The sequence below is a fragment of the Maribacter polysaccharolyticus genome, from assembly GCF_028882255.1.
GTDB classification, from domain to species: Bacteria; Bacteroidota; Bacteroidia; order Flavobacteriales; family Flavobacteriaceae; genus Maribacter_A; species Maribacter_A polysaccharolyticus.
Window position 1 is genome coordinate 440,476 of record NZ_JARBUY010000003.1, and the last position, 23,009, is coordinate 463,484.

Consider the following 23,009-nt stretch of genomic DNA (forward strand, 5'->3'; position numbering starts at 1 on the left):
CTTGGGTTTAGGTGTTGTTAAATTGGTTCATGGTTAATTTTACGCCCGAAAGAACATAGGAAACGATAAGTTTCGTTGATCTTTCCAACCGTTCCTGTAAGGTTTCCATTTCTATTTCGTTCCATTCCCCAAGAACGTACTCTATTTGTCTTCCTTTACTGAATTCGGCACCTATGCCAAAACGGAATCTATTGTAATTCGTAGTGTTCAAGAGGAGTTGTATGTCCTTTAAGCCGTTATGGCCTCCATCACTACCTTTGGTCTTCATTCGTAAGGTACCGAAGGGCAGATTGATGTCATCGGTGACCACCAATACGTTTTCCAAGGGGATTTTTTCTTTTTCCATCCAATATTTCAATGCCTTTCCACTTCGGTTCATAAAGGTGGATGGTTTAAGGCAGAGCACGGTACGGCCTTTTATTTTAAAAGAGCCCACATCGCCAAGTTTAGCGGTTTCATAGGTGAATTCTTTTTCCTTTGCCAGTTGGTCCAAAATCTTGAATCCAATATTGTGTCTCGTTTCGGCATATTCACTGCCGATATTCCCGAGGCCTACGATCAAAAACTTCTTCATAGGGTCTTTTTCTTCTAAATATGATTTTTTGTTACCACCGAATAGGTCCTTTAGAAAGTGTATCATGATAACGAACGGATAGGTATGAAAAAACAAAAGCATCCCAAAAAATCGGGATGCTTTTTAATTAGGGTAGAACCCGATTTATTCATTGCTCTCAGCTGCTTCGGCTGCTGGGGCTTCTGCGTCTTCATCTTCATCTTCTTCATCATCAACAGCAACGGCAGTACGGGCAGTTTTAACTTGTACCACAACGGTGTTGTCTGGGTGTAAGATGGCGAAATCGTCACTTTTCAATGACCCGACGGAAATATTCTGACCGATCCTCAATTTGGAAATGTCCACATTGAAAAAATCGGGAAGGTTATCGGGTAATGCTTTGATGGTAAGTTTTCTGTTTCTGAACAACAAACGACCACCACTTCTAACCCCAGGGGAGTTTCCTACCAACTGTACAGGGATTTTCATGGTCACCTCTTTGTCTTTGAATAGTTGATAAAAATCAATGTGGATGATTTTATCGGTTACAGGATGAAACTGTATGTCTTGCATTACAGCATCGATTTTCTCACCATTTTCCAATTCAATCACAGCAGTGTGTGCGTTTGGAGTGTAAACCAATTCTTTGAACGCTAGTTCATCCGCTGAAAAGTGTAATGGTTTATCCCCTCCGTATATCACGCAAGGAACCTTTCCAGCATTACGTAGGGCCTTCGTTGCCTTTTTGCCCACGCTTTCTCTTTCTGATCCTTTAATTGTAATTGACTTCATTGTTATATTTAAAAATTAATAAAATATGCTTCTTTTGACTACATCAAGAACTTGGAACTTATCGATGTATTGTGTTGTACCCTGTGCATGACATCGGCGAACAGATCGGCACAACTGATGACCCTGACCTTATCACTTTTGATTTCTATTGGAATTGAATCGGTAATGATCAATTCCTTTAATTGGGATTTTTCTATTTTTTCGTAGGCATCGCCCGATAATAGTCCGTGGGTCGTAATCGCCCGTACACTGATCGCCCCGCGCTCCATCATTAAATCCGCAGCTTTGGTCAATGTCCCTGCGGTATCTACCATGTCATCAACTAATACCACGTTTTTGCCTTTAACGTCCCCGATGAGCTCCATATGCGATATTACATTGGCCATGGCCCTTTGTTTATAACAGATGACCACATCGCAATCAAGTGCTTTGGAATAGGCATAGGCCCTTTTTGAACCTCCCATATCGGGTGATGCAATGGTCAAGTTCTCCAAATTCAATTTCTTCAAATACGGCAAGAATAGGGTAGATGCGAACAAATGGTCTACGGGTTTCTCGAAAAAACCTTGGATTTGATCGGCATGAAGGTCCATGGTAATGATACGGGTCGCACCTGCCGTCTCGAGCATTTTGGCAATCAATTTAGCCGCGATAGGTACCCTGGGTTTATCCTTCCTGTCTTGTCGTGCCCATCCAAAATAAGGTATTACAGCGGTAATGTGCCTTGCTGAGGCCCTTTTGGCGGCATCCAACATCAGCAACATTTCCATAAGATTCTCTGAACTCGGGTTGGTAGAACCGATAATGAATATTCTGGCCCCACGTATCGATTCCTCGAAAGAAGGTTGGAATTCCCCATCGCTGTATCTTGAAAATTGTACCTTACCTAAATGGGTGCCGTAGGCCTTTGCAATTTTTTCTGCAAGATCCGTACTTTGGGTACAGGCAAAAATCTTAGGTTCAGGTCGTTGGTATGCCATGTTCAATACGTTGTTTTTCAAATTAAAATACCCTTTTTGGCCAAAGGAGGTGCAAATTTAGAAATTTATTCGGGTTGCTAAAGGATAAATCTTTTTATTTTTTGTTCTTAAAACAAAAATATTTTATAGTTTTGCAGTCCTATTTGAAATGCTCGAGTGGCGGAACTGGTAGACGCGCTGGATTCAAAATCCAGTTCCTTTGGAGTGTGGGTTCGATTCCCACCTCGAGTACGAAAGAAAAGCCAAGACGGAAGTCTTGGCTTTTTTGTTTAGAAAACCTGTTTTTATATGGCTTTTCGGCCATTGGGCCAAACCGGGGCAATCCAGGATTTCAACTCCTTTCGGCCAATACCCCACCGTACTTTACGGAAACTTTGCTTATCCCCTTGAGCGGATTTCACGTTTCATGAAAATCAGATAGGATAACAAAAAACACAATAAGGTGAGGGCCAGTAAACCCGTAATTTGTGGCCAAACCAATAGAACGCTCTGTCCAAGGGGTAGGGAACTGGGAATGGCCCCATGGATCTGTTCCATGGTCAATGGTCCCAAGCTCCGGACCGATGGCGTTAATATGGCCGATGTGATTTCATCGAACAATTCATTGGGAATGATTTGAACCAAATAAAATTTCAACTGTTTATAGAAAAATAGGGCCTGGGAAGACGCATATTTCGAAGGCTCGTACCCTTTTATGATCAGGTTGACGATCAAGGGGTAAAAGATGGTAAAAAACAACCATACCGCAATGCCCAATAAAGCGGAGGTTGCCGGCTGTCTAAAGCGTACGGAGAATAATATGGAAAGGTTCAACCAAAAAGACACATAGACAATACTCAACACCGTATACACCATGATCCGCATGAATTCTTCAGCCGTAGGAGGTATTCCAACGGCAATCAATCCAATGCCCATAACCAGGAAACTCAAGGAGAAAAGCATTAAACCGATAACGATTATTCCTGCTATGAATTTGGCATTGAGTATACTGTCCCGCGGAATAGGTTGTGCCAAAACCCGACTTAATGTGCCTTTTTGCTGTTCGGAACTGATGGCATCGAACCCCAAACCGATACCGAATAAGGGACCCAAGAACCCCACAAACACAAAGAATGGGGGTAAGGCACCATTGGATTTGGTGAATAAATTCAGGAAAAAAAAGCTATGCTCCGAATTGTCGGTCACAAGGGCCTTCATTCCATCGCTCAACGTAGCAAATAACGTACCCGTACAGGCCAATGCAATGATCGAAAAAAGGATGATAAAACGCCAATTCCTTATGTGATCGCCTATTTCCTTTTGTACCATGGCTTTAAATGGGCCCCACGGAATGGTAGGTTCTTTTTCCGTCCCGATCTTTTTGGGAAAGGAAATGGACCGTAGTTTCGTTAACCATCCAAGAATTTTGAATGAAGTCGATTTTGTTGCTTCTGTCAGTAGTGTTTTACTTTTCATGAATTGCTTTCTACTTGAAAATATTGATGATAAATATCGTCCAGACCATATTCCTTTTTGCTGAGGTAGCTGAGTCCATAACCCGATTCCACGATCAGCTTGGATAAGGCAATCGATATGTCCTTTTGGGATCCGACTACAAGGTGGTTTTCCTTTACGTCCAATTGCTCGACTTCCTTAAGCCCCTTTATCTTATGGGTCAGTGCGTTTATGGTTAGGGGAGGTTCGTTCAAGCTTTGGGACATAGCGGAAATTCCAAGCTCTAGGGTGAAGGCATTTTCGGAAAACAATTGGGCTGCCAAAGAGCTTATTTCCCCTTTTGCCAATAATTTTCCTTTTACGAATATCCCTACGCGATCGCACACCTGTTGTATTTGGTGTAAGTGATGGGAGGAAAACAGGACGGTAATCCCCTTTTTTCTGCTTAAACGGACAATTAGTTGGAGGAATTTTTTCACTCCTTCCGGGTCAAGCCCTAGGGTAGGTTCGTCCAAAATGATTACTTCCGGGTTTTTTATCAGGACATCCGCAAGACCCAGCCTTTGTCGCATTCCCCTGGAATAACTCCCTACCTTGTTGTCCATCGCCTCCTCGAGACCCACATCGGTCAGGACCTTTGTGGCGTCTTCCTTGGCTTGCTCTATGGGGATATCGTTTAAACGTGCGATGTACAACAGATTTTGTAATCCGGTATATTCATTGTAAAAACCGACATCCTCAGGCAAATACCCTACCTTTTTTTTGACTTCCAGGGGATACCTGGTTGCATCTATACCACAAACCTGAACACTCCCGTGATCCAATGCGGTAAGCCCAAGTAGCGAAAGGATGGTCGTTGATTTGCCGGCCCCATTGGGACCCAATAGCCCAAAGATCTCACCCTTATTTATAGACAACGTTAAGTTGTCTACGGCCACATGGTCGCCATACTTTTTGGTCAAACCGTTGATTTCTATACACTTTTCATCCATTACCTTCTGCCGTATTTTTTAAATAGGTGATAGATCAATCCTAAGGTCCCTAGAATGATAAAGATTCCGAGCCAACCCCATAATAAAGGGGTCTTGACCAAAACCCTAATGGGGACAACCGATGAGATTTCCGGGGTTTTTGCCGTTATCTTTGGAAGGTAATCCCCAGGAATGGCTTTGTCGGCAGCTTTTATGGTCGCCTGTACCTTTGCGCTTCCGCCAGCATTTATATGGGAAACGGTATCGGGCTTTATGGTAACTTCCCAATCCTTGGGTTTGGAGGAGTTGAATGTTATATTCCGTAATTCGCTGGATCCGGTATTTTTCACCAGTAATTCTATTTGCTTTTCCCTTCCCGAGGTAATACTGGAACTCAGTAATCCTGTAGGGGTGGTAAGTTCCATATCATAGGTGCCGGTGATGACTACTTCCAGTACCAATTCGGCCGTGCTATAGCGGTTCGTGGCTTTTACGGGTATTTTGTAGGATCCAGAACGTACTAGGGAAGAAGGCTTTACCTCTATATTGATATTGGTGGTCTTTCCGGGTGCAATCTCAACTGCTGTAGCCCGTTTACCATTGGGTTTAAATGCCACATCCCAGCCCTTTGGGGGGGCGGCGATCAAAGAGTACACTTGCTTTTCACCTGTGTGGTTCTTTAATTTGGTGGTGAAATTAAAGTTGGATTTGGCATTTCCCTCCATATTGATTTGATCCGAACTGAATTCGGTCTTGAAAGTTCCTTGTTCCGATACATGGACCACCAAGGGAAGGACATCATAATTCTTGGCAATCAGTTTAAGGGTGTATTTTCCTTTATCTACCTTTAATGGGACATTTACTGTTAGGGACAAGTTTTTTTTCTCGCCCGGAAGTACGGCTATTTGATTAATGGAGTAGCCTTCGGCCTTTAAAGTGGAATTCCATCCTTCCGGAAGGGAGGCTAAGTCAATGGCTACATTTTTCATGTGACTTCCATAGTTTTTAACTTCAATGGAATAGTCTATCGTTTCACCCGGAGGTACCGAAATATTGGTGTAAGGGGTATATAAAAGTATACCGTCGCCGGCTTTGGCTACTTGGCCATAAAAAAACAGGAAAGTGAACAAATAAAATACGCTTTGTACATAACGTTTACTGGTTTTCATATCAAATGTTTTAATTCGAAAAGGGTTAAAAATATCGGCCGTTTTATCGGCGGTTATGTTTAATGGTCTATTGATTTATGGGTTGTGGTTTTATTGGTATCACCTTCCCCTTGGTATAATGCACTCATGACACAATCAGGCCATTGGGGTTGGGTGAAGCATGGGCAAATGTCATTTCGCGCCTCGCCCTTCGTTTATCGGTAAGGTGTATTTTCAATACAGGGTGTTCAAAACGGATCGAGTGTATATACCGATACTTTTTATCCGGAATGCTAAAGCGGAATTCCATATCTTTTTTATGCCCTTCAAAGGACAAATACTTGCCATAAGGATCGTAATGACGTTCAGGATTTTCGATTTTGAGGTACAGGGTGCCTTGGCGCACCCTTACCGAATGGTTGCCCTTTTTAAGGAAATTGGCAGAAATAAGGATATGAATACCCGTTTCTTCCATTTTCATTTGGAATTTATTGAATTTAAAGGGAGAATAGGAGGTTGTATCCCATTGGTTTTTTGTCTTGTTATACTGTGATTCCATAACTATTTTTTTAAATTATACTTCGTTTTAAAAAGTATTCGTCTAAAGAAACAGAACGAAAAGTGATGGTAGGGGTTAAAGGAGGCCCTATCAGCTTCCTAAGGGGCCTAATGTATACGCTGCGTATACTTCCACACGAAAGGCCAATAGGGTACTCATCTGTAAAACTTAAACTCGAACAGGTTGTTCCCAAAAATAAAAATCGGGAAAAGGTATTGGAACAAGGCCTTTAAGGGAAGAAATCCCGGATAATGTCCACGGGCCATATGATTTGACAATAGGTGGTCCGATGTTTTTTCAATCGACCAAACAGAAAACGTGGACAAAAAGTCATCTTCGTGCTTACCGAATTGCATGATATCGCTATTTCAAATTTTCATTAAAAATAGGGATTCAAAAAAGATACCAAAAGTTAAAAAATGTAAAAATGTCAGTTTGTCCTTGTCACTTTTTCATTGGAGGGATCTACAAAAGCAAAGCTTTTAAGAATACCCCCGTCTTCTATTCAATCCAGGTCTTTTATTTGCCGTTATCCTGTACTATGGGAACAAATGAAAGTTACTTTTTGTCATTCCCTTTTTGCTTGGGCACCAAACCCTTTGTGAATTCGTTTAGGGTCGTCACTTTTTCTTCAAAATCGCCCTTAATGGTTTTGCGATACTCATTGAGGTTTTGGACCAAGTCATCGATGTTCTCGGGAATGACTTCTTCTAAAAATTGGCGTAAGCGCTTGGCAATGGTAGGGGATTTGCCATTGGTGGAAATAGCTATTTTTACGTTCCCCTTGGTAACGATACCGCCCATGTAAAAATCACAGAAGGGAGGGTTGTCCGCTACATTGACCAATATGTTTTTTACCCTGCAGTCATGATACACCTTTTCGTTCACGGCAGTATTATCGGTCGTTGCGATTACCATATGCCTTGCTACAAGATATTTTGGGTCATAAGTATCAACGACCATTTCAATATTGAATCTCTTGGCCAATGCTACAGTAGCTTCCCGAAACAGAGGGGCGACCATTTGTACTTGGGCATCGGGGCTCGATTTCAACAAAAACCTCAATTTTTCCTCGGCCACATTGCCCCCTCCGACAATCAAGATATTCAGTTGTGATACTTTTAAAAAAATCGGGTATAATTGATTCCGTTCCATATCATTCCGTTGATTTATCGGTTTTGTAATTAATGGTTATACGGGTTCCTTTACCTAATTCGGAATTAATGAATAGACGCCCGTTTATGTAACTGATGCGTTCTTTCATGAAAAACAGACCCATTCCGCCTTCACTGTTGTTTTTGGGGACTTGGGTTAGGATCGAGGGGTCAAAACCTTGCCCATCGTCATCGATAACAACGCTCAACATGTCATTGTTGAAATTAATGGTGACCAAAATATAACCCGCATTGGCATATTTGATGGCATTATTGACGGCCTCTTGGGTAACCCGATAAATATTCGTTTCTGCCAAGGAATCGAAACGTATGTTCTCTTTCGCTTTATTTTCGAACAGAATGGTCTTACCGGTAAGTTTGGATAGCTCCACCGTCATTTTATGGATCGCCGGAAAAATGCCATGATCGCTTAATTCGGGAGGTGTTAAATTAAAGGTAGCGGTACGTACTCCTTTTATAAGATCGGCGGTCAGGTTTTTTAAATAGGCTATTTTTTCAATGGTTTTTTCCTTGTTTTCAATATCGATGGATTCAATATTGAATTTTAAGGCGGTCAACATTTGACCTATGCCATCGTGGATATCTTTGGAAATACGTTTGCGTTCTTCTTCCTGTCCTTCTACAATTTGGCTGGCCTGCATTTTTTTTTGCCGCATGCGTTCCTCAAAATTTTGCTGCGTCAACTGCTCAACTTTCAATAGATTTTTCTTTCGCTCGGTAATATCGGAGCACAAAATCAATATACTTTGTTCCTTGCTGGCTTGGTGCAAGGGAATAATGGAAATATCGAGCCAAATTCGACTTCCTGAAAGGGTTTTTATTTGGATCTCTTCTTTTCGAATACTGTTCTTGCGATTACTTTTCAGTATTTCTTTTAGGTATTGTTGTTGCCCCTCGTCTGCAGTCAATAATTCGGACAAAGGTTTGTTGAGTTCTTCATTTTCAATGCCCAAAAGCGTTAGGAATTTTTTACTGATGAATACAATGCTTCCATCTTTTTTCGCACTGGCGAACAGTGCCGCATTGTCTATTACGAAATTCAATTCCTGCAACTCCTTTAACGATTTTTCTTTTTCGAATAAAAGGGTCTCTATTCGTTTTGAATTAATTTCCGATTCAGATTGGCTCTTCATTAAATCGGAGATCGTATTTCGGATCTGTATCGTTAATGGGCGAAAGATGAAAAGCATTTCCAATATCAAAATGAGAAGGGAAAATGCCAATAATAGATATTCTTTTTGTTTCAGGTTTTGTAGTTTTTCCTTACTGCGTTGATCATATTCGTTGACTATGACGTCCATTAGATTTAAAAAAGGGCGTTCATTTTCCAGAAGGATGGTGGTGTTGGCCTTTAGGGTTTGTTCAGCTATTTTCCCATCCTGTGCGATTGCATCAAGGATAGCTTCTACAGCATGTACCATTTTGGAGTGATGGGGTTCAAGTTCTTGAAATAAACCTAGGATTTCCGGGGCCTTCTCTTTAGGTAAGTGCATCGTTGTATCACCCCTTTGAAGGCCATGGTGTGAAGTTTTCCAAACCTGTAAAGTTTTGTGCAATTCTGAAATGATGAGCTCTCTTTTATCGGGTTCCACTGCATCTTTCAATAACAAGGCCTCTTTGGTCAACTTTTGACTATAGGCCCTTTGCCTTCCCGCAACGTTGATTACCCTGGAATCGTCCAATTGTGAATTTAGATGTACTTGGATAAGGATTTGGGCAATAATAATGGTAAGGGCTATACCGGTCAATGCCAAGATGTACCACTTTCGTAATCTACGAAAGGTAGTGGTGTCAAGTGGTCTTTGGAAGTTGCTTTTCGGCATTTAATTGGGGTGTATAATTGTTTTAACCCAAAGGAACACGTCGTGTATTCAAGCACCCAGTGCCTTTGATATCAGTTCATGGGCGTTCTTTGAAAATGGCAGTTGCAAGGCCGCCATATGTCCTTTTTCAGACATTTTGCGCCATGTTTTTTGAAGGATGTCAATGGTCTTTTCTTCAGGGTGTTTGCCTGCAAAAGGTTCAAAATAATAGGCAAGGAAAACCAAGCAGATCACATCTTCCAAGGTCTGCGTTTCTTCATTCTTTTTGAGCTGCTTCTTTTCTAAAAGAAACCTGACTTTCTTGATGGTTTTTTCGGAATATCCCACTTTTTCCAAAATGGACGCTGCTTTATTGGCATGGAATTTTTTCAGGTCTTGGCGCCATCTTAAATATCCTTCCCTATTCATGGCATATGAATCCCTCGGAATTTCCCATCGGCAAATATGTTGGCAACGGGCTGTCAGTTGTAAGGCTTCGGACGCATCGGGGGCGAAAGCATTTAATTGTTCCGTCATTCGATGGGCGTACAACAGTTCTTTCGGATAGGGTTTTCCTTGAAAGATCTCGGTATTTGGATCCTGCTGATTGGCAGCATTAAAAAGTTGAAACGCGGATTGAAGTTTTCCTGATTTTGGCATAGGGTATAAATTTAACCAAAACTATTCAGAAAAGCCTACATACACAATATCGCCTTCTACTTTTACGGGATAGGTGGCAATGGCCTCCAGTCCTCCATTTAAATGTTTTCCATTTTCCAATGAAAATGTGTTCTTGTGTAATGGGCAGGCCACTTTGGGTTCCATGTTCTCTTCGCCGATCATTCCTCGCGACAATACCATTTCCATTTTATGTGGACATAAATTTTGACAAGCATACCAACGGCCTTCCCTAGTAAAATTAAAAACGGCGATTTGTTTGTCTTTGTATTTGATGCATGCCCCGCCATTTTTGGGGAATTTGGATACTGGCGCTGCATTGAACCAGACTTTCACTTGATCCGGGGTCACGGTTTTGTATGTTTTTAAACTTGAGATCATATCGATATTTTTATATAGGGCTCCCAATCCGATGGGGCCTTGGGTTGTTATGTTTGTAAGGTCGTCGCGTAATTGTTGCAATGTTTTTTCCTATGCCCATTCCCTGGGCATCTTTTGTTCTCTAAGGGCAACGAATTCTATATTGCCGTCGGTTTCGTCCGAATTGACGAAATGGGTGTAACGTTCGCGTATTTCCGGGGTTTCCACCGCTTCCTTCCACTCGCATTTATAGGAGTCAACCAAAGCTTGCATTTCTTGGTCAAGTTCGTCGGCGATACCCAATGAATCGTTAATGACCACATTTTGTAAATAGGTAATGCCACCTTCCAGTTTTTCAAGCCATGGGGCGGTTCGTTGTAAGGGTTTTGCGGTTTTAATGTAGTACATGATAAAACGGTCTACATATTTAATTGCGGTGGCTTTGTCCACTTTTTCGGCCAATAATTCGGCGTGTTTAGGGCTGGCTCCGCCATTTCCTCCGACATATACGTTCCATCCTCCTTCTACGGCTATAAAACCGAAATCCTTGCCTCTTGCCTCGGCACATTCACGAATACATCCGGATACCCCGCCTTTGAATTTGTGAGGGGAGCGAATGCCTTTGTAGCGGTTTTCTATCGCTACGGCAAAACTCACACTCTCGTCCATTCCATATCTACACCAGGTGGAACCTACGCAACTTTTGACGGTACGCAACGATTTTCCATATGCTTGTCCTGTTTCAAAGCCTTCTTTGATCAGTTCTTCCCAAATCAAAGGCAGCTCGTGCAGTTTGGCCCCAAACATATCTATTCGTTGTCCCCCTGTTATTTTCGTGTATAAATCGTATTTCTGTGCAATGTTACCAATGGCAATCAACTGTTTTGGGGTAATCTCACCACCTGCGACCCTAGGTACGACAGAGTAGGTGCCGTTACGTTGGATATTGGCCAAAAAGCGGTCGTTGGTGTCCTGTATCGTTTCTTGTCGGTTGGCGGTTTCATTATGTATGCTCGCAAATATCGCGGCTACTGCCGGTTTGCAAACCTCGCAACCATGACCCGTTCCCACTTCGTCCAATAATTCGTAATAATCATTGATATCCCTGAGTTTTACGATATCGAATAATTCTTGGCGTGAAAAATCGAAGTGTTCACAGATGCGCTCTTTTACCGTTTTACCTAAAGTCTTTAGACTTTCCTTTACTAAATCGGCGACCATAGGTTTACAGCCTCCACAACCAGAGGTGGCTTTGGTAGCTTTGGCCACGGCTTTTACGGTCTCGTTCCCATCTTCCAAAACGGAACAACAAACGGCACCTTTGGTAACCCCTTCACAGGAGCAGATCACGGCCTCGTCGGGTAGGTCCATTGCACTGCCGAAGGGGGAACCACCATCCCCTCGTGCCCCTACGATCAACTCTTCAGCGTTTTCGGGGAGGGGTATGTGGTTGAGGTACATTTGGTGTAAAATGCTGTAGTCTTCGGCATCTCCCACCATTATACCCCCTAAAAGGGTTTTGCCATCATGGCTTACATTGATCCGTTTATATACCCCTTTGGTTTTATTCTCATAGATTATTGAAAGTCCTTTGTCTGCTGGCATATAGGGGGTGCCGAAACTGGCAACGTCTACCCCTATCAATTTCAGTTTGGTCGACATGTCGATGTTCTTTTGCATCAATACCTCCTTTTGTAGAATTTGGTTTACGGCTACTTCTGCCATTTCATAACCGGGGGCGACCAGACCGTAGATCATTTGATTGTAAAGGGCCACCTCTCCTATGGCGTATATATTCGGGTCTGAGGTCTGCATTTTATCATCTACGACTATTCCTCCCCGTACGCCCATCTTCAGGTTACAGGTTTTTCCCAACTCATCCCTGGGCCTGATTCCGGCCGAAATGACCAACATCTCTACGTTTAAAGTGTCATCTTCCCCGAAATCCAAACCGGTAATGGAACCGTTACCTAATATTTTATTAGTGGCTTTTCCTAAATGGATGTGCATGCCAGTCGATTCCAAGGTAAGTTTAAGGACATTGCTGCTTCTGCTATCCAATTGTCTTGGCATCAGTTTAGGGGCGTATTCAACGACATGGGGTTCGAGCCCCATATCCATAACCGCTTTACCGGCTTCCAGGCCTAACAGTCCGCCGCCTAGAATGGCTGCCTTACCTTGTTTGTTCGTTTGTTTTATTTTTTCTGCATAGGACAACATGGCCTCAAGGTCTTCTATCGTGCGATATACGAATACACCTTCTTTTTCAATCCCGTTTATGGGAGGTACGAAGGGAGCCGACCCGGTGGCCAGGACCAAATGGTCATAGAAGAATTCTTTATCGCTAGCTGTGGTTATTGATTTTTTGGACCGATGGATATCGGTCACCCTTTCATTTACGATCAATTCAATGTTGTTTTGGGTATACCAGGCCATAGGTGCCAGCTCTAAGGCCTTAGCATCTTGGTTTTCGAAAAATTCACTTAAATGCACCCGGTCATATGCGGCTCGGGGTTCTTCCCCGAAAACCAAAAGTTTGAACTGTTTGCCCGCTTCGCGGGAAACCAATTTCTCGCAGAATTTGTATCCGACCATTCCATTTCCAACAACTATAATAGTTTTCATACGCTCTTAGTTTAAGACTACAGTACAATAATACGTAAAAATACGTATAAACTAAGTATTTAATCGAAAATAATTACGTATTATTGTTGTGGAATTCTAAAAATAATACCTAAAGAATTGTGTTCGTGAAATTGAAGAAAGAGATAAAAGTGAGTTTAGTAGGGGCCGGACCAGGGAGTGAAGACCTTATAACCGTTAGGGGTATGAGGGTTTTACAGAGTGCCGATGTTGTTTTGTACGATGCTCTGGTCAGTGGTGGGTTACTTTCCCTGATCGATTCGGAAATACCTAAAATATACGTAGGTAAAAGATGTGGTCAACATTCCTATACACAGGATGATATCAATACATTAATGGTGGAGAGTGCCTTTGAATATGGACATGTGGTACGCTTGAAAGGAGGGGACCCTTTCGTATTCGGAAGAGCGCTGGAAGAAATTGAATATGTAGAATCATTTGGTATTCCTGTTTCCGTAGTTCCGGGAGTTTCGAGTGCGCTTGCCGTTCCGGGCAGTCAAGGGGTGCCCATGACACTCCGTGGGGTAAGTAGTAGTTTTTGGGTGATGACCGCAACCAAACGGGATGGTTCGTTTACCGAAGATTTGGAATTCGCAGCACGATCATCCTCTACCATGGTCATCTTAATGGGTATTCGTAAACTAAGTGAAATTGTTGTTGAGGTTAGTAAGTATAGGGGTTCTTCAACCCCTATAGCTGTTATTCAAAATGGCACCAAAGCCAATGAGAGTTGTGAAATTTCCAGTTTAGGGAATGTGAATAGTATAATAGGTGCCATAGATGTGACACAACCTGGAATAATCGTTATTGGGGAAGTTATAGCAAAACACCCGACTTTTTTCGAAGAGGAAGTTCAGCGTGTGCTTCATTCCAAAATGTAGTTCCTATCGGTTCAACTAAGTACTTCAGGGATGGGATGGTCCTTTTATGTTCTTGCTAACTCTATGAAAGCGATAAAAAGATAAAAACCATTGGAGTTAATTGTCAATTTAAAATAATAACCACTGAATATTGGGCAGATACGTAAAAAATGTCTGAAATAATAGATTTATTTAGCGAAAATACGTATAAGTACGTAGAAATACGTAAGTTTGGCTCTCGTTGAACAATTAAACTCAGTATTATGAAAACAAATAATCAAAAAGCGACCACCTTAAGACTATCGGAAATCAAAAGTATGCCCATACGTACATTTTGGATTACCTCGATAGCATTTTTTATCTGCTTTTTCGCATGGTTCGGTATTGTGCCTTTTATGCCCGATGTAGTCAGGGACTTAGGGCTGACCCCGGATCAAAAATGGAACTCCATCATATTGGCCGTTACGGGAACTGTTTTTGCTAGATTGTTGATCGGCAAGCTTTGTGATAAATACGGACCTCGTCTGTGTTATACCTATTTGTTGATTTTTGGGGCCATCCCCGTTATTCTTATTGGTTTTGTACAGACCCCGATCCAGTTTTTGGTCTGTAGGCTGTTCATTGGGTTTATCGGGGCTTCTTTTGTGATTACCCAGTTTCATACGTCAATTATGTTTGCACCCAACATTGTCGGGACCGCGAATGCTACTTCGGCAGGTTGGGGAAATCTAGGGGGTGGGGCCAATCGCCTTGGGATGCCTTTGATTGCGGCTGCAGTGGTAAGTTTTGGTGTTGCGGACGAGATTGCGTGGCGCTATTCCATGGTCATTGCGGGTGTTGTTGCGATGTTGATGGGTGTAGTGTACTACTTTTTTACCCAAGATACCCCTGAAGGAAATTTTGCCGAATTGAAGAAAGACGGTAAAATGCCTACCATAAAAAAGGATGAGGAAACATTCCTTAGTGTTTTAAAGGATTATCGGGTGTGGATTCTCTTTGTGGTATATGCGGCGTGTTTTGGTATGGAGCTTACTGTTTATGGTACTATGGATGACTACTTACAGAATACATTCGGTCTTGCCCGGACAACTGCGGGTAATTTGGTATTATCTTTTGCTTTGATGAATATTTTTGCCCGAACCTTGGGGGGATTTTTCGGAGATAAATTCGGAAAATTGAAAGGACTTAGGGGTAGGGTCCTCTTTCTTACGGTCATTATGGCTGCTGAGGGTTTAATGCTATCCATATTTTCGGTCACAACAAGTTTAGCCGTAGGAATGGTATTCTTGATCGCATTTAGTTTAACCGTACAAATGGCCGAAGGTGCTACCTTCTCGGTAGTCCCTTTTATCAATAAAAAGGCAATAGGCTCCATTTCCGGTATCGTAGGAGCTGGGGGTAACGTAGGTGCATTTCTTGCGGCGATGTTCTTAAAGTCGAAGTCCGCTGTTGCGGAAACCGAAGCTTTGGCTGCGAATGCGGACTTGGGGGAGGCTGCCATGAAAGCTGCGCAATCGGCAGCAGCAGCTAGCGCCGTGTCAAGTGGTTATTTTATCATCGGTGGATTTGTGGTCGTGAGTGCATTGACCACCTTGGCCATAAAATTCTCTAAAGCCGATGAACAAGATGTTGCAGTGGAAATGGAAGCAAAACTGGCCATGGCCACTACCGATAAATAATACTGAAATTCACCCTTTATCCTAATTATATATCCTATGAATAGACGATACATACTATTTGCAGCAGCCTTTCTTTGGTCTGCCTTGACCTTTGCACAATTTGTTTTGGATGGGGAATTCAGGCCACGGGCAGAGTACCGCCATGGTTTTGGAAGTATCCTTCCCAAAGATACGGATGCCGGTTTCGCCATTTCTACCCGACTGCGACTAAATGCCGGCTATGAATTCGAATCGTACAAGTTTTATATGAGCTTACAAGATGTAATGGTATGGGGGGAAAATAGACAGTTGAAACCAGAAGACAGTAATAACTCTTTTTCAGTATTTGAAGCTTGGGCCGATATAAAATTGGGTGAAGGGTTCACTACCAAACTTGGGCGCCAAACTTTGGTATATGATGATCAACGTATTTTAGGTTCGGTCGGTTGGGCCCAGCAAGCACGTAATCACGATGCGGCTCTCTTGCGTTATAACAAAGGAAATTTTATGATGGATGCTGCTTTGGCCTTCAATCAGGATTTCAGTACTACGACCGGTAATCCAGGAGGTTTCCAATCAGTGGGCACGGCCTATAATACCACAGGGTTCTTTTCCTATAAAACCATGCAATACCTTTATTTGAAGCAAAAGTGGGATACGTTTTCGGCCAGTGCGTTGATCATGAACAATGGATATCAGAACTTTACTGGTGATGAAGCCCAAGTTGCCGATGGGGTCAGTAACCTTTTAACAGTAGGAACACACTTAAATTATAAAAAAGGTGCTTTCGGAGCTGCTTTCAATGGTTATCTGCAGAGTGGTGAGCGGCAAAACAGCGTTGATGTGGGCGGAGCATATTTGTTGGGACTGGATCTTAACTATAAAGTTTCTAAAGGAGTTGTTTTGGGATTGGGAGCTGAATTGATAAGCGGTAACGATGCCAGTACTACGGATAGGACAGAGGCGTTTTTCCCTCTTTACGGGACCAATCATAAATTCAATGGTTTTATGGATTATTTCTACGTAGGTAACCATGCAAATTCCGTAGGATTGACCGACGTTCATGCTAGTACCAAATTTACTTTGGGCGAAAAATCCAGTTTGTTGGTCAAAGTGTTGAATTTTAGTGGGGACCAAGAATTGCCCAGTGGAGAAAAATCATTGGGTACCGAGCTCGATTTGGTGTATTCCCAAAGTTTTAATGGTTTTGGTTTGGCCTTTGGGTATTCTCAAATGTTCGCAAGCGATGGGATGTATGAATTGAAGGATGTTGCCGAGGAAGCTGCAGCAGGCAATCAAAATTGGGCATGGGTAAAATTGACCGTAAAACCTAAATTCTTGAATGTAACCAAAAAAGATTGAATACCACAACTACTTAATCGATGGTGATCGGAAAAGGCTATCACGACCATTTTTAGGTTGTGGTAGTTTTTTTGTAGAATACATTCCTTCATGCTTTACATTTGTGGGAACGGGGTTTAGTTTAAAGGTGACATTTCTTATCTTTGTACGTATAACTACCTGTATTTTGGATCAAACAACCATAGTTTTAGTAGATGACCATTCTTTGGTCAGGGACGGCATAAAAGCGCTCTTGGAAAGTGAACAAGACCTCAAAGTAATCGGTGAAGGTGCCGATGGTACCGAGGCCATTGCATTGGTGGGGGAAAAGAAACCCGACATACTGGTCATAGATATCCGCATGCCTAAAATGACGGGAATCGAAGCTGTTGAAAAGTTGAATGCAATGTACCCCGACATGAAATGTATTATTCTGTCCATGCATGATTCCGAAGAGTATATTCTGCAATCCGTTGCGGCAGGAGCAAAGGGATATTTGCTTAAAGACACGGGCAAGGCTGAGTTCATCAAAGCTATTCATACGGTTCGCGATGGGGGTAAATACTATAGTGGTGACATCTCGAATGTTTTGGTGAACAACCTACTGAACCCTACGGCCAATATTTTGGATAGCCCCAAAAAGAAAACGCGTACAAATAATCCGTTTGACCTTACCAATAAGGAAATCCAGATATTGGAGTTGATTTTGTCCGGACTTACCAATAAACAGATATCCGAAAAATTGCAGAACAGCAAACGTACCGTTGAAACCCATCGTTTTAATTTAATGAGAAAAATGGAGGTCAAAAATTTGATGGACCTATCCAAGAAAGCCAGGGCTTACAAGATCGTTTAGTATGATCTTAGGGTACTTGAATTGAAGATTGGATTGTTTTCACCTTGTTTTTTATCAAACTCGTAGAATAACTCCGTACTTTTATCATATAAACTACGTATTAATACGTATTTTTTGTATTTTGCTTCGTGAAATTTGATGTATGTCATCAAAATACTATGCAATGCGAAAAAAGAAAACAGAAAAGAGCATTTGTTCCTATTGTGGGGTGGGTTGTGGTGTATTGGTAGATGTGGATACCAAGGGTACCATTTCCGTGGCTGGCAATCCCGAGTATCCTGCCAACAAGGGGATGTTGTGTTCAAAGGGGCGAAATCTCAATTATGTGGCCCAAGACACCAGTGATCGTATCCGCTATCCTGAAATGCGATGGAGTAGGAACCATCCCATGCAGAAAATTTCTTGGGATACCGCCTTTGAGCGTGCTGCGGCTGTTTTTAAAAGTATCATCGCCAAACATGGTCCGGATAGTGTCGGCTTTTATGTTTCCGGTCAATGTTTGACCGAGGAATATTACCTGGCCAATAAAATTACCAAAGGGTTTATCGGTACGAATAATATAGATACCAATTCCCGTCTGTGCATGAGCTCGGCCGTGGTAGGTTATAAAAAAACGGTAGGGGAAGATTCCGTGCCCATTTCCTATGAAGATATTGAACTTGCCGATTGTTTTTTGATCGCGGGGGCGAATCCGGCTTGGTGCCACCCGATTTTATACCGGCGCTTGGAGCAACGCAAAGCGGATAATCCAGAAATAAAGATTATCGTGGTGGATCCCCGAAAGACACAAACAGCCGCTGCTGCGGACCTACACTTGCAGATCCTACCCGGTACCGACGTCATATTGTTCAATGCCATGGCCCGATGGTTGATCGAAAAACGGAAAATAGATAAAAATTTCATAAAAAAACATACTTCGAATTTCGAGGCTTGCAAGCAAAGTGCCTTTACCCTTACCCTGCGTCAAGCAGCGGAAAAATGTGGTATTTCCATTTCCGAGATTCGAAAAGCCGCGGCTTATATCGGTGATGCCGGTAAGTTTATCAGTATGTGGACGATGGGGTTGAACCAAAGCATTATCGGGGTAGATAAAAATGTTGCCCTAATGAACCTATCCTTACTAACCGGGCAGATCGGGAAACCGGGTTCGGGGCCTTTTTCCTTGACCGGACAGCCTAATGCCATGGGGGGTCGGGAAGTAGGGGGTATGGCCAGTCTATTGGCCGCACATAAAGATTTGGGTAATCCCAGGCACCGAAAGGAAGTAGCTGAATTTTGGGGGGGGAAGGAGATTCGACAAGAACCTGGTTATACGGCTACCGAGATGTTCAATGCCCTTGAAAAGGGCAAGCTAAAGGCCATTTGGATTATTTGTACCAATCCCGTGGTGAGTATGCCCAATGCCCATAAAGTAGAAAAAGCCCTAAAAAATGCAAGTTTTGTGGTTGTCCAGGATATTTCCCATAATGCCGAGACCACAAAATATGCCGATTTGCTCTTACCTGCTGCCGGCTGGTTGGAAAAAGAAGGGACAATGACCAATTCGGAAAGAAGGATCAGTTACTTGCCAAAAGTGATAGATCCTCCGGCAGAAGCAATGGCCGATGCGGAAATACTGTGGCGATTTGCCAAGGCCATGGGTTTTGAAGGTTTCGACTATAAAAATGCCAGTGAGGTATTTGACGAGCATTGCCTACTTACCCAAGGTACGAATATCGATATCTCAGGTCTGTCTTATGATCGCTTGAAAAATGAAGGCAGTTTTCAATGGCCCGTACCCCATAACACCCATAAAGGTACGCCAAGACTGTTTACCGATTTTCAATTCCATACAAACGATAAAAAAGCGCATTTCAATGCCCCGAAAAAGCTCGATAATACCTCTGAGCAAACCAATGCGGACTATCCGTTGGTATTGACCACGGGTAGGGTTAGGGATCAATGGCATACCCGAACGAAAACAGGGAAAGTAAAACGTCTCTTGACCCACATTCCACAACCCTATTTAGAGATGAATAAAGTGGATGCCTATTTGCGTAAATTGAAAGAAGGGGATATCGCTGTAATAAAGAGTAGGAGGGGACAAGTACAGGTGAAAGTAAAGGTGAATTATGATATTCGCGAGAATGTGGTGTTCTTGCCCATGCATTGGGGGAAAGTACTTAACAATGATTTTGGTAGGGCCAATAATATTACCAACGATATTGTAGATCCCATTTCGAAAGAACCCGATTTTAAGTACTGTGCCGTTCAGGTATCAAAGTTTGTAAAGCCCAAACAAAAGATCATCGTGGTAGGTGCAGGTGCTGCAGCATATCGTTTTGTTCAATCGTACCGGGAGAAAGATGACAAAGATGGGATACATGTGTTCTCGAAAGAAAAAGATCCGTTCTATAATCGTGTTTTGCTACCCGAATATGTGAGCCAGGAACTGTCTTGGGACGCCTTGCAAAAATTAAAGGAAGGGGAAGTTGGGAAATTGGGCGTGACCTTGCACTCAGGAGTCGGTATTACCGGCATTGATACTAACGAAAAAACGGTTACCGACTCCAAGGGAGAAAAACACCTTTATGATATTCTGATAATGGCCACAGGTAGTCGGGCCTTCGTACCCAATGATGTACAAATGGAAAGGCCTGGGCGATTTACCATGCGCGAACGTACCGATGCCGATAGGCTACGGCAATATTTGCAAAAAACCGGCCTTCCGGCAGAAAAGCAACACGTTGTAATTGTTGGCGGGGGGTTGTTGGGTCTGGAATTGGCTGCGGCATTAAAGAAAATAAATATCAATATCAGTATTGTTCAACGTGCCCCGCGATTAATGGAACGCCAGTTGGATAGTGTGGCCAGTAGGCTTCTGGCCGAAGATGTTTCGGAAAGGAACATCAATCTGTATTTTGACAACGAGGTCAGTACTGTTTTTGAGGAAAAGGATAATCCGTTCAATTTGTTGGTCAATCTAAAAACAGGCCGAACATTACACTGTAATGCGATCGTATATGCGATAGGGACAAGACCGAATATTGAATTGGCCAAAGCCGCGAATTTGGAAACAAGAAGGGGCGTTGTGGTCAATCCGTATCTCCAGACCAGTGATCCCGACATTTATGGGTTGGGTGAAATTGCGGAATTCGAGAATTCACTTTTCGGAATCACATCCGCTGCGGAGCAACAAGCGGATATTGCGGCAAATTATATACTAGGCGATTTCAGCAGTATCTATAAAGGCTCCGTGCTAATGAATATATTAAAGTTCGAAAATCTTGACCTGTGCAGTATCGGGATGGTAAATACCCCAAAAGAAGACCCCGGTTATGAGGAAATAATCCTGATGGATGTCAGTAAGCGCTTCTATAAGAAATGCATCGTAAAAGATGATACTTTGAAAGGTGCAATTTTAATGGGGGATAAAAATGAGTTTCCCGAATTTAAGCGTTTGATAGAGGAGGAAATCGAACTTTCGGAAAAAAGGGACGAACTGCTTAGGGGAGCGTCGAATACCGTTTCACTAAAAGGGAAATTGGTCTGTTCCTGTAGCCAAGTGGGCGAAGGGAACCTTGCCGATGCGATTATTGGCGGGTGCTCCGATTTCAAGGACCTTTGCTCACAAACCGGAGCGGGTTTGGGCTGTGGAAGTTGTAAGCCCGAAATTAAAGCGCTATTGGATAAAGAATTGAGCCTGAAATAAAAAATAAGCTTGAACCCAAAGAGGAGAATTATGAACGACGATTTGCATCGCATATTGCTCAAAGGTGGGGTCACGTCCCCAGGAGAATTGAAAGACATTATTTTAATGCTGGAAACCGCTGGTTTGAAAGAAGTGCATTTTGGATCACGGCAAGATCTGTTGTTCCCCTTAAAAGGGGTAAAGGCCGAAGAACAGTTGGAAAGCCTGTCAAAATTCAATACGGATATTGTGGCCGACAGGGGATGTCAGAATATTGTAAGCTCCTATGTTTCGGCCGACATATTCGATATGACCTATTGGTTAAAAGGTTCTACCTATCTCTATATTTTAGAGGGATTCGACTACCTCCCCCAATTAAAGATCAATATCACGGATCCAAAACAACGTTTGGTGCCGCTTTTTAGTGGGAACCTTAATTTTATCGCTTCTGAAAGCGAGGATTATTGGTATCTGAATGTAAAGCTCCCGCATTGGCAAAACTCGGCCTTTTATCCCGTATTGGTCTATAGTTGGGACTTGGTCACCATTTCCAAAATTATTGAAACCATATATGGGGATATTTCCGATGTGGACGAACTTTTTTATGTTATAAGCAAGAAAATCGATACGAACAATAAGACTGTGGACAAGCCATTGAACGTGCCCTATCTTACGTTTCCATATTATGAGGGGATGAACCGGATGGGATTGGATCTTTATTGGTTGGGATTATACTGGCGGAACAATAAATACGATTTATCTTTCTTAAAGGAGTTTTGTGGATTTTGTTTGGATAATAGCATAGGAAAAATATGCATTACCCCATGGAAGTCATTTATTGTGAAAGGAATCAAACAAAATAGCCGACCTGATTTGGAACGCTTTTTAGGCCAATGGGGCATCAATATAAGGCATTCCCAATTGGAAATGAACTGGCACGTTCCTGTGGATGATACCGAAGCCTTGGAACTCAAAAAATTCTTGGTGCGCAGCTTTGATCAAAATGATATTAGTACTTACGGACTTACTTTTGGTATAAGTAACGATGTGGGGAAACGTTCACATTTCGCATCCATTATCATAGAGAAGAATAGTGCACCGATCATAGTAAAGGATTTTGAGGTCAGACCGACCTACAACGTACTCCATTTTGAAAATTTTGACCCGAATACCCGAAAATACCTCGTACATGCCCAAGATGTGGACAAAATAGAACTCCCTGGGCTATTGATGGAATTGAGTAGAAAGTATTTCGAACAATTGGGAAAGGTGAAACTAAGCAAAGAACCACTGAAAAAGACAGAAGAAAAGGTATTGCGGACCGTACACCAATGCAAATCGTGTCTTACGGTTTACGATGAATTTTATGGAGATGAAAAAGCGGGAATATCAAAAGGTGTAAATTTTAATGATTTACCTGAAGATTACCATTGTCCCGTTTGTGAAGCCCCAACATCGGAATTTGGGGCTATCAACTACTGAATGTACGGGATTTTTGTCGAAAAGGGGGGCAACCACCTATGATCTTC

The 23,009-nt window shown here is 42.5% G+C and carries 18 protein-coding genes and 1 tRNA gene; 7 read left to right on the forward strand and 12 right to left on the reverse strand.

Annotation, left to right across the window (positions count from 1 at the left end):
- Nucleotides 1–7: 7 nt before the first annotated feature.
- From pth to PHU20_RS11480, 3 genes are all read right to left on the reverse strand, one after another.
- Nucleotides 8–640, reverse strand: a complete 633-nt coding sequence (gene pth / locus PHU20_RS11470) for an aminoacyl-tRNA hydrolase (protein WP_274825511.1) — start codon at nt 638–640, stop codon at nt 8–10.
- 78 nt (nt 641–718) lie between these two features.
- Nucleotides 719–1,345 carry a 50S ribosomal protein L25/general stress protein Ctc gene (locus PHU20_RS11475; RefSeq protein WP_274825512.1) on the reverse strand — a complete coding sequence of 209 codons (627 nt, stop codon included), beginning with the start codon at nt 1,343–1,345 and terminating at the stop codon, nt 719–721.
- Nucleotides 1,346–1,383: 38 nt separating this feature from the next.
- Nucleotides 1,384–2,325 (reverse strand): ribose-phosphate pyrophosphokinase, encoded by a 942-nt coding sequence (locus PHU20_RS11480; protein WP_274825777.1) that lies wholly within the window; start codon nt 2,323–2,325, stop codon nt 1,384–1,386.
- 150 nt (nt 2,326–2,475) lie between these two features.
- Here PHU20_RS11480 and PHU20_RS11485 point away from each other — a divergent pair.
- Nucleotides 2,476–2,556: transfer RNA gene (locus PHU20_RS11485), tRNA-Leu, on the forward strand.
- Between the two features lie 147 nt (nt 2,557–2,703).
- On the opposite strand, the gene PHU20_RS11490 is transcribed toward PHU20_RS11485, so the two are convergent.
- From PHU20_RS11490 to nirB, 9 genes are all read right to left on the reverse strand, one after another.
- Nucleotides 2,704–3,780, reverse strand: coding sequence for an ABC transporter permease (locus tag PHU20_RS11490; protein WP_274825513.1), 1,077 nt, complete (start codon nt 3,778–3,780; stop codon nt 2,704–2,706).
- Entirely contained in the window at nt 3,777–4,751 is a 975-nt protein-coding gene (locus tag PHU20_RS11495) for an ABC transporter ATP-binding protein (protein WP_274825514.1), read from the reverse strand. The genes PHU20_RS11490 and PHU20_RS11495 overlap by 4 nt, the downstream gene beginning before the upstream one ends.
- Entirely contained in the window at nt 4,751–5,899 is a 1,149-nt protein-coding gene (locus tag PHU20_RS11500) for a COG1470 family protein (RefSeq protein ID WP_274825515.1), read from the reverse strand. The genes PHU20_RS11495 and PHU20_RS11500 overlap by 1 nt, the downstream gene beginning before the upstream one ends.
- Before the next feature lie 124 nt (nt 5,900–6,023).
- Nucleotides 6,024–6,437: a hypothetical protein gene (locus PHU20_RS11505; RefSeq protein WP_274825516.1), complete on the reverse strand. Its 414-nt coding sequence runs from the start codon at nt 6,435–6,437 to the stop codon at nt 6,024–6,026.
- A 558-nt stretch (nt 6,438–6,995) separates the two neighbouring features.
- Nucleotides 6,996–7,592 carry a precorrin-2 dehydrogenase/sirohydrochlorin ferrochelatase family protein gene (locus tag PHU20_RS11510; protein WP_274825517.1) on the reverse strand — a complete coding sequence of 199 codons (597 nt, stop codon included), beginning with the start codon at nt 7,590–7,592 and terminating at the stop codon, nt 6,996–6,998.
- 1 nt (nt 7,593) lies between these two features.
- A complete protein-coding gene (locus tag PHU20_RS11515) occupies nt 7,594–9,435 on the reverse strand; it encodes a sensor histidine kinase (RefSeq protein WP_274825518.1) in 1,842 nt (613 codons plus the stop codon).
- 48 nt (nt 9,436–9,483) lie between these two features.
- The gene (locus PHU20_RS11520; RefSeq protein WP_274825519.1) at nt 9,484–10,074 is read right to left on the reverse strand and encodes a DUF4202 domain-containing protein; all 591 of its coding nucleotides are present in this window, start codon (nt 10,072–10,074) and stop codon (nt 9,484–9,486) included.
- 21 nt (nt 10,075–10,095) lie between these two features.
- Entirely contained in the window at nt 10,096–10,473 is a 378-nt protein-coding gene (gene nirD / locus PHU20_RS11525; protein ID WP_274825520.1) for a nitrite reductase small subunit NirD, read from the reverse strand.
- Nucleotides 10,474–10,563: 90 nt separating this feature from the next.
- Entirely contained in the window at nt 10,564–13,077 is a 2,514-nt protein-coding gene (gene nirB, locus PHU20_RS11530; protein ID WP_274825521.1) for a nitrite reductase large subunit NirB, read from the reverse strand.
- Between the two features lie 125 nt (nt 13,078–13,202).
- Here nirB and cobA point away from each other — a divergent pair, with 125 nt between their 5' ends.
- The 6 genes from cobA to PHU20_RS11560 all read left to right on the forward strand — a co-directional run bounded on the left by cobA (nt 13,203) and on the right by PHU20_RS11560 (nt 22,962).
- On the forward strand, nt 13,203–13,976 hold the full coding sequence (gene cobA / locus PHU20_RS11535) for a uroporphyrinogen-III C-methyltransferase (RefSeq protein ID WP_274825522.1): 774 nt from the start codon (nt 13,203–13,205) through the stop codon (nt 13,974–13,976).
- Between the two features lie 242 nt (nt 13,977–14,218).
- The gene (locus tag PHU20_RS11540; protein WP_274825523.1) at nt 14,219–15,634 is read left to right on the forward strand and encodes an MFS transporter; all 1,416 of its coding nucleotides are present in this window, start codon (nt 14,219–14,221) and stop codon (nt 15,632–15,634) included.
- Between the two features lie 36 nt (nt 15,635–15,670).
- Nucleotides 15,671–16,975 (forward strand): alginate export family protein, encoded by a 1,305-nt coding sequence (locus tag PHU20_RS11545; protein WP_274825524.1) that lies wholly within the window; start codon nt 15,671–15,673, stop codon nt 16,973–16,975.
- A 166-nt stretch (nt 16,976–17,141) separates the two neighbouring features.
- Nucleotides 17,142–17,810, forward strand: coding sequence for a response regulator transcription factor (locus tag PHU20_RS11550; RefSeq protein ID WP_274825525.1), 669 nt, complete (start codon nt 17,142–17,144; stop codon nt 17,808–17,810).
- A gap of 163 nt (nt 17,811–17,973) precedes the next feature.
- The gene (locus tag PHU20_RS11555; protein ID WP_274825526.1) at nt 17,974–21,501 is read left to right on the forward strand and encodes a nitrate reductase; all 3,528 of its coding nucleotides are present in this window, start codon (nt 17,974–17,976) and stop codon (nt 21,499–21,501) included.
- Nucleotides 21,502–21,531: 30 nt separating this feature from the next.
- Nucleotides 21,532–22,962 (forward strand): rubredoxin, encoded by a 1,431-nt coding sequence (locus tag PHU20_RS11560; protein ID WP_274825527.1) that lies wholly within the window; start codon nt 21,532–21,534, stop codon nt 22,960–22,962.
- The last annotated feature ends 47 nt before the right edge of the window (nt 22,963–23,009 follow it).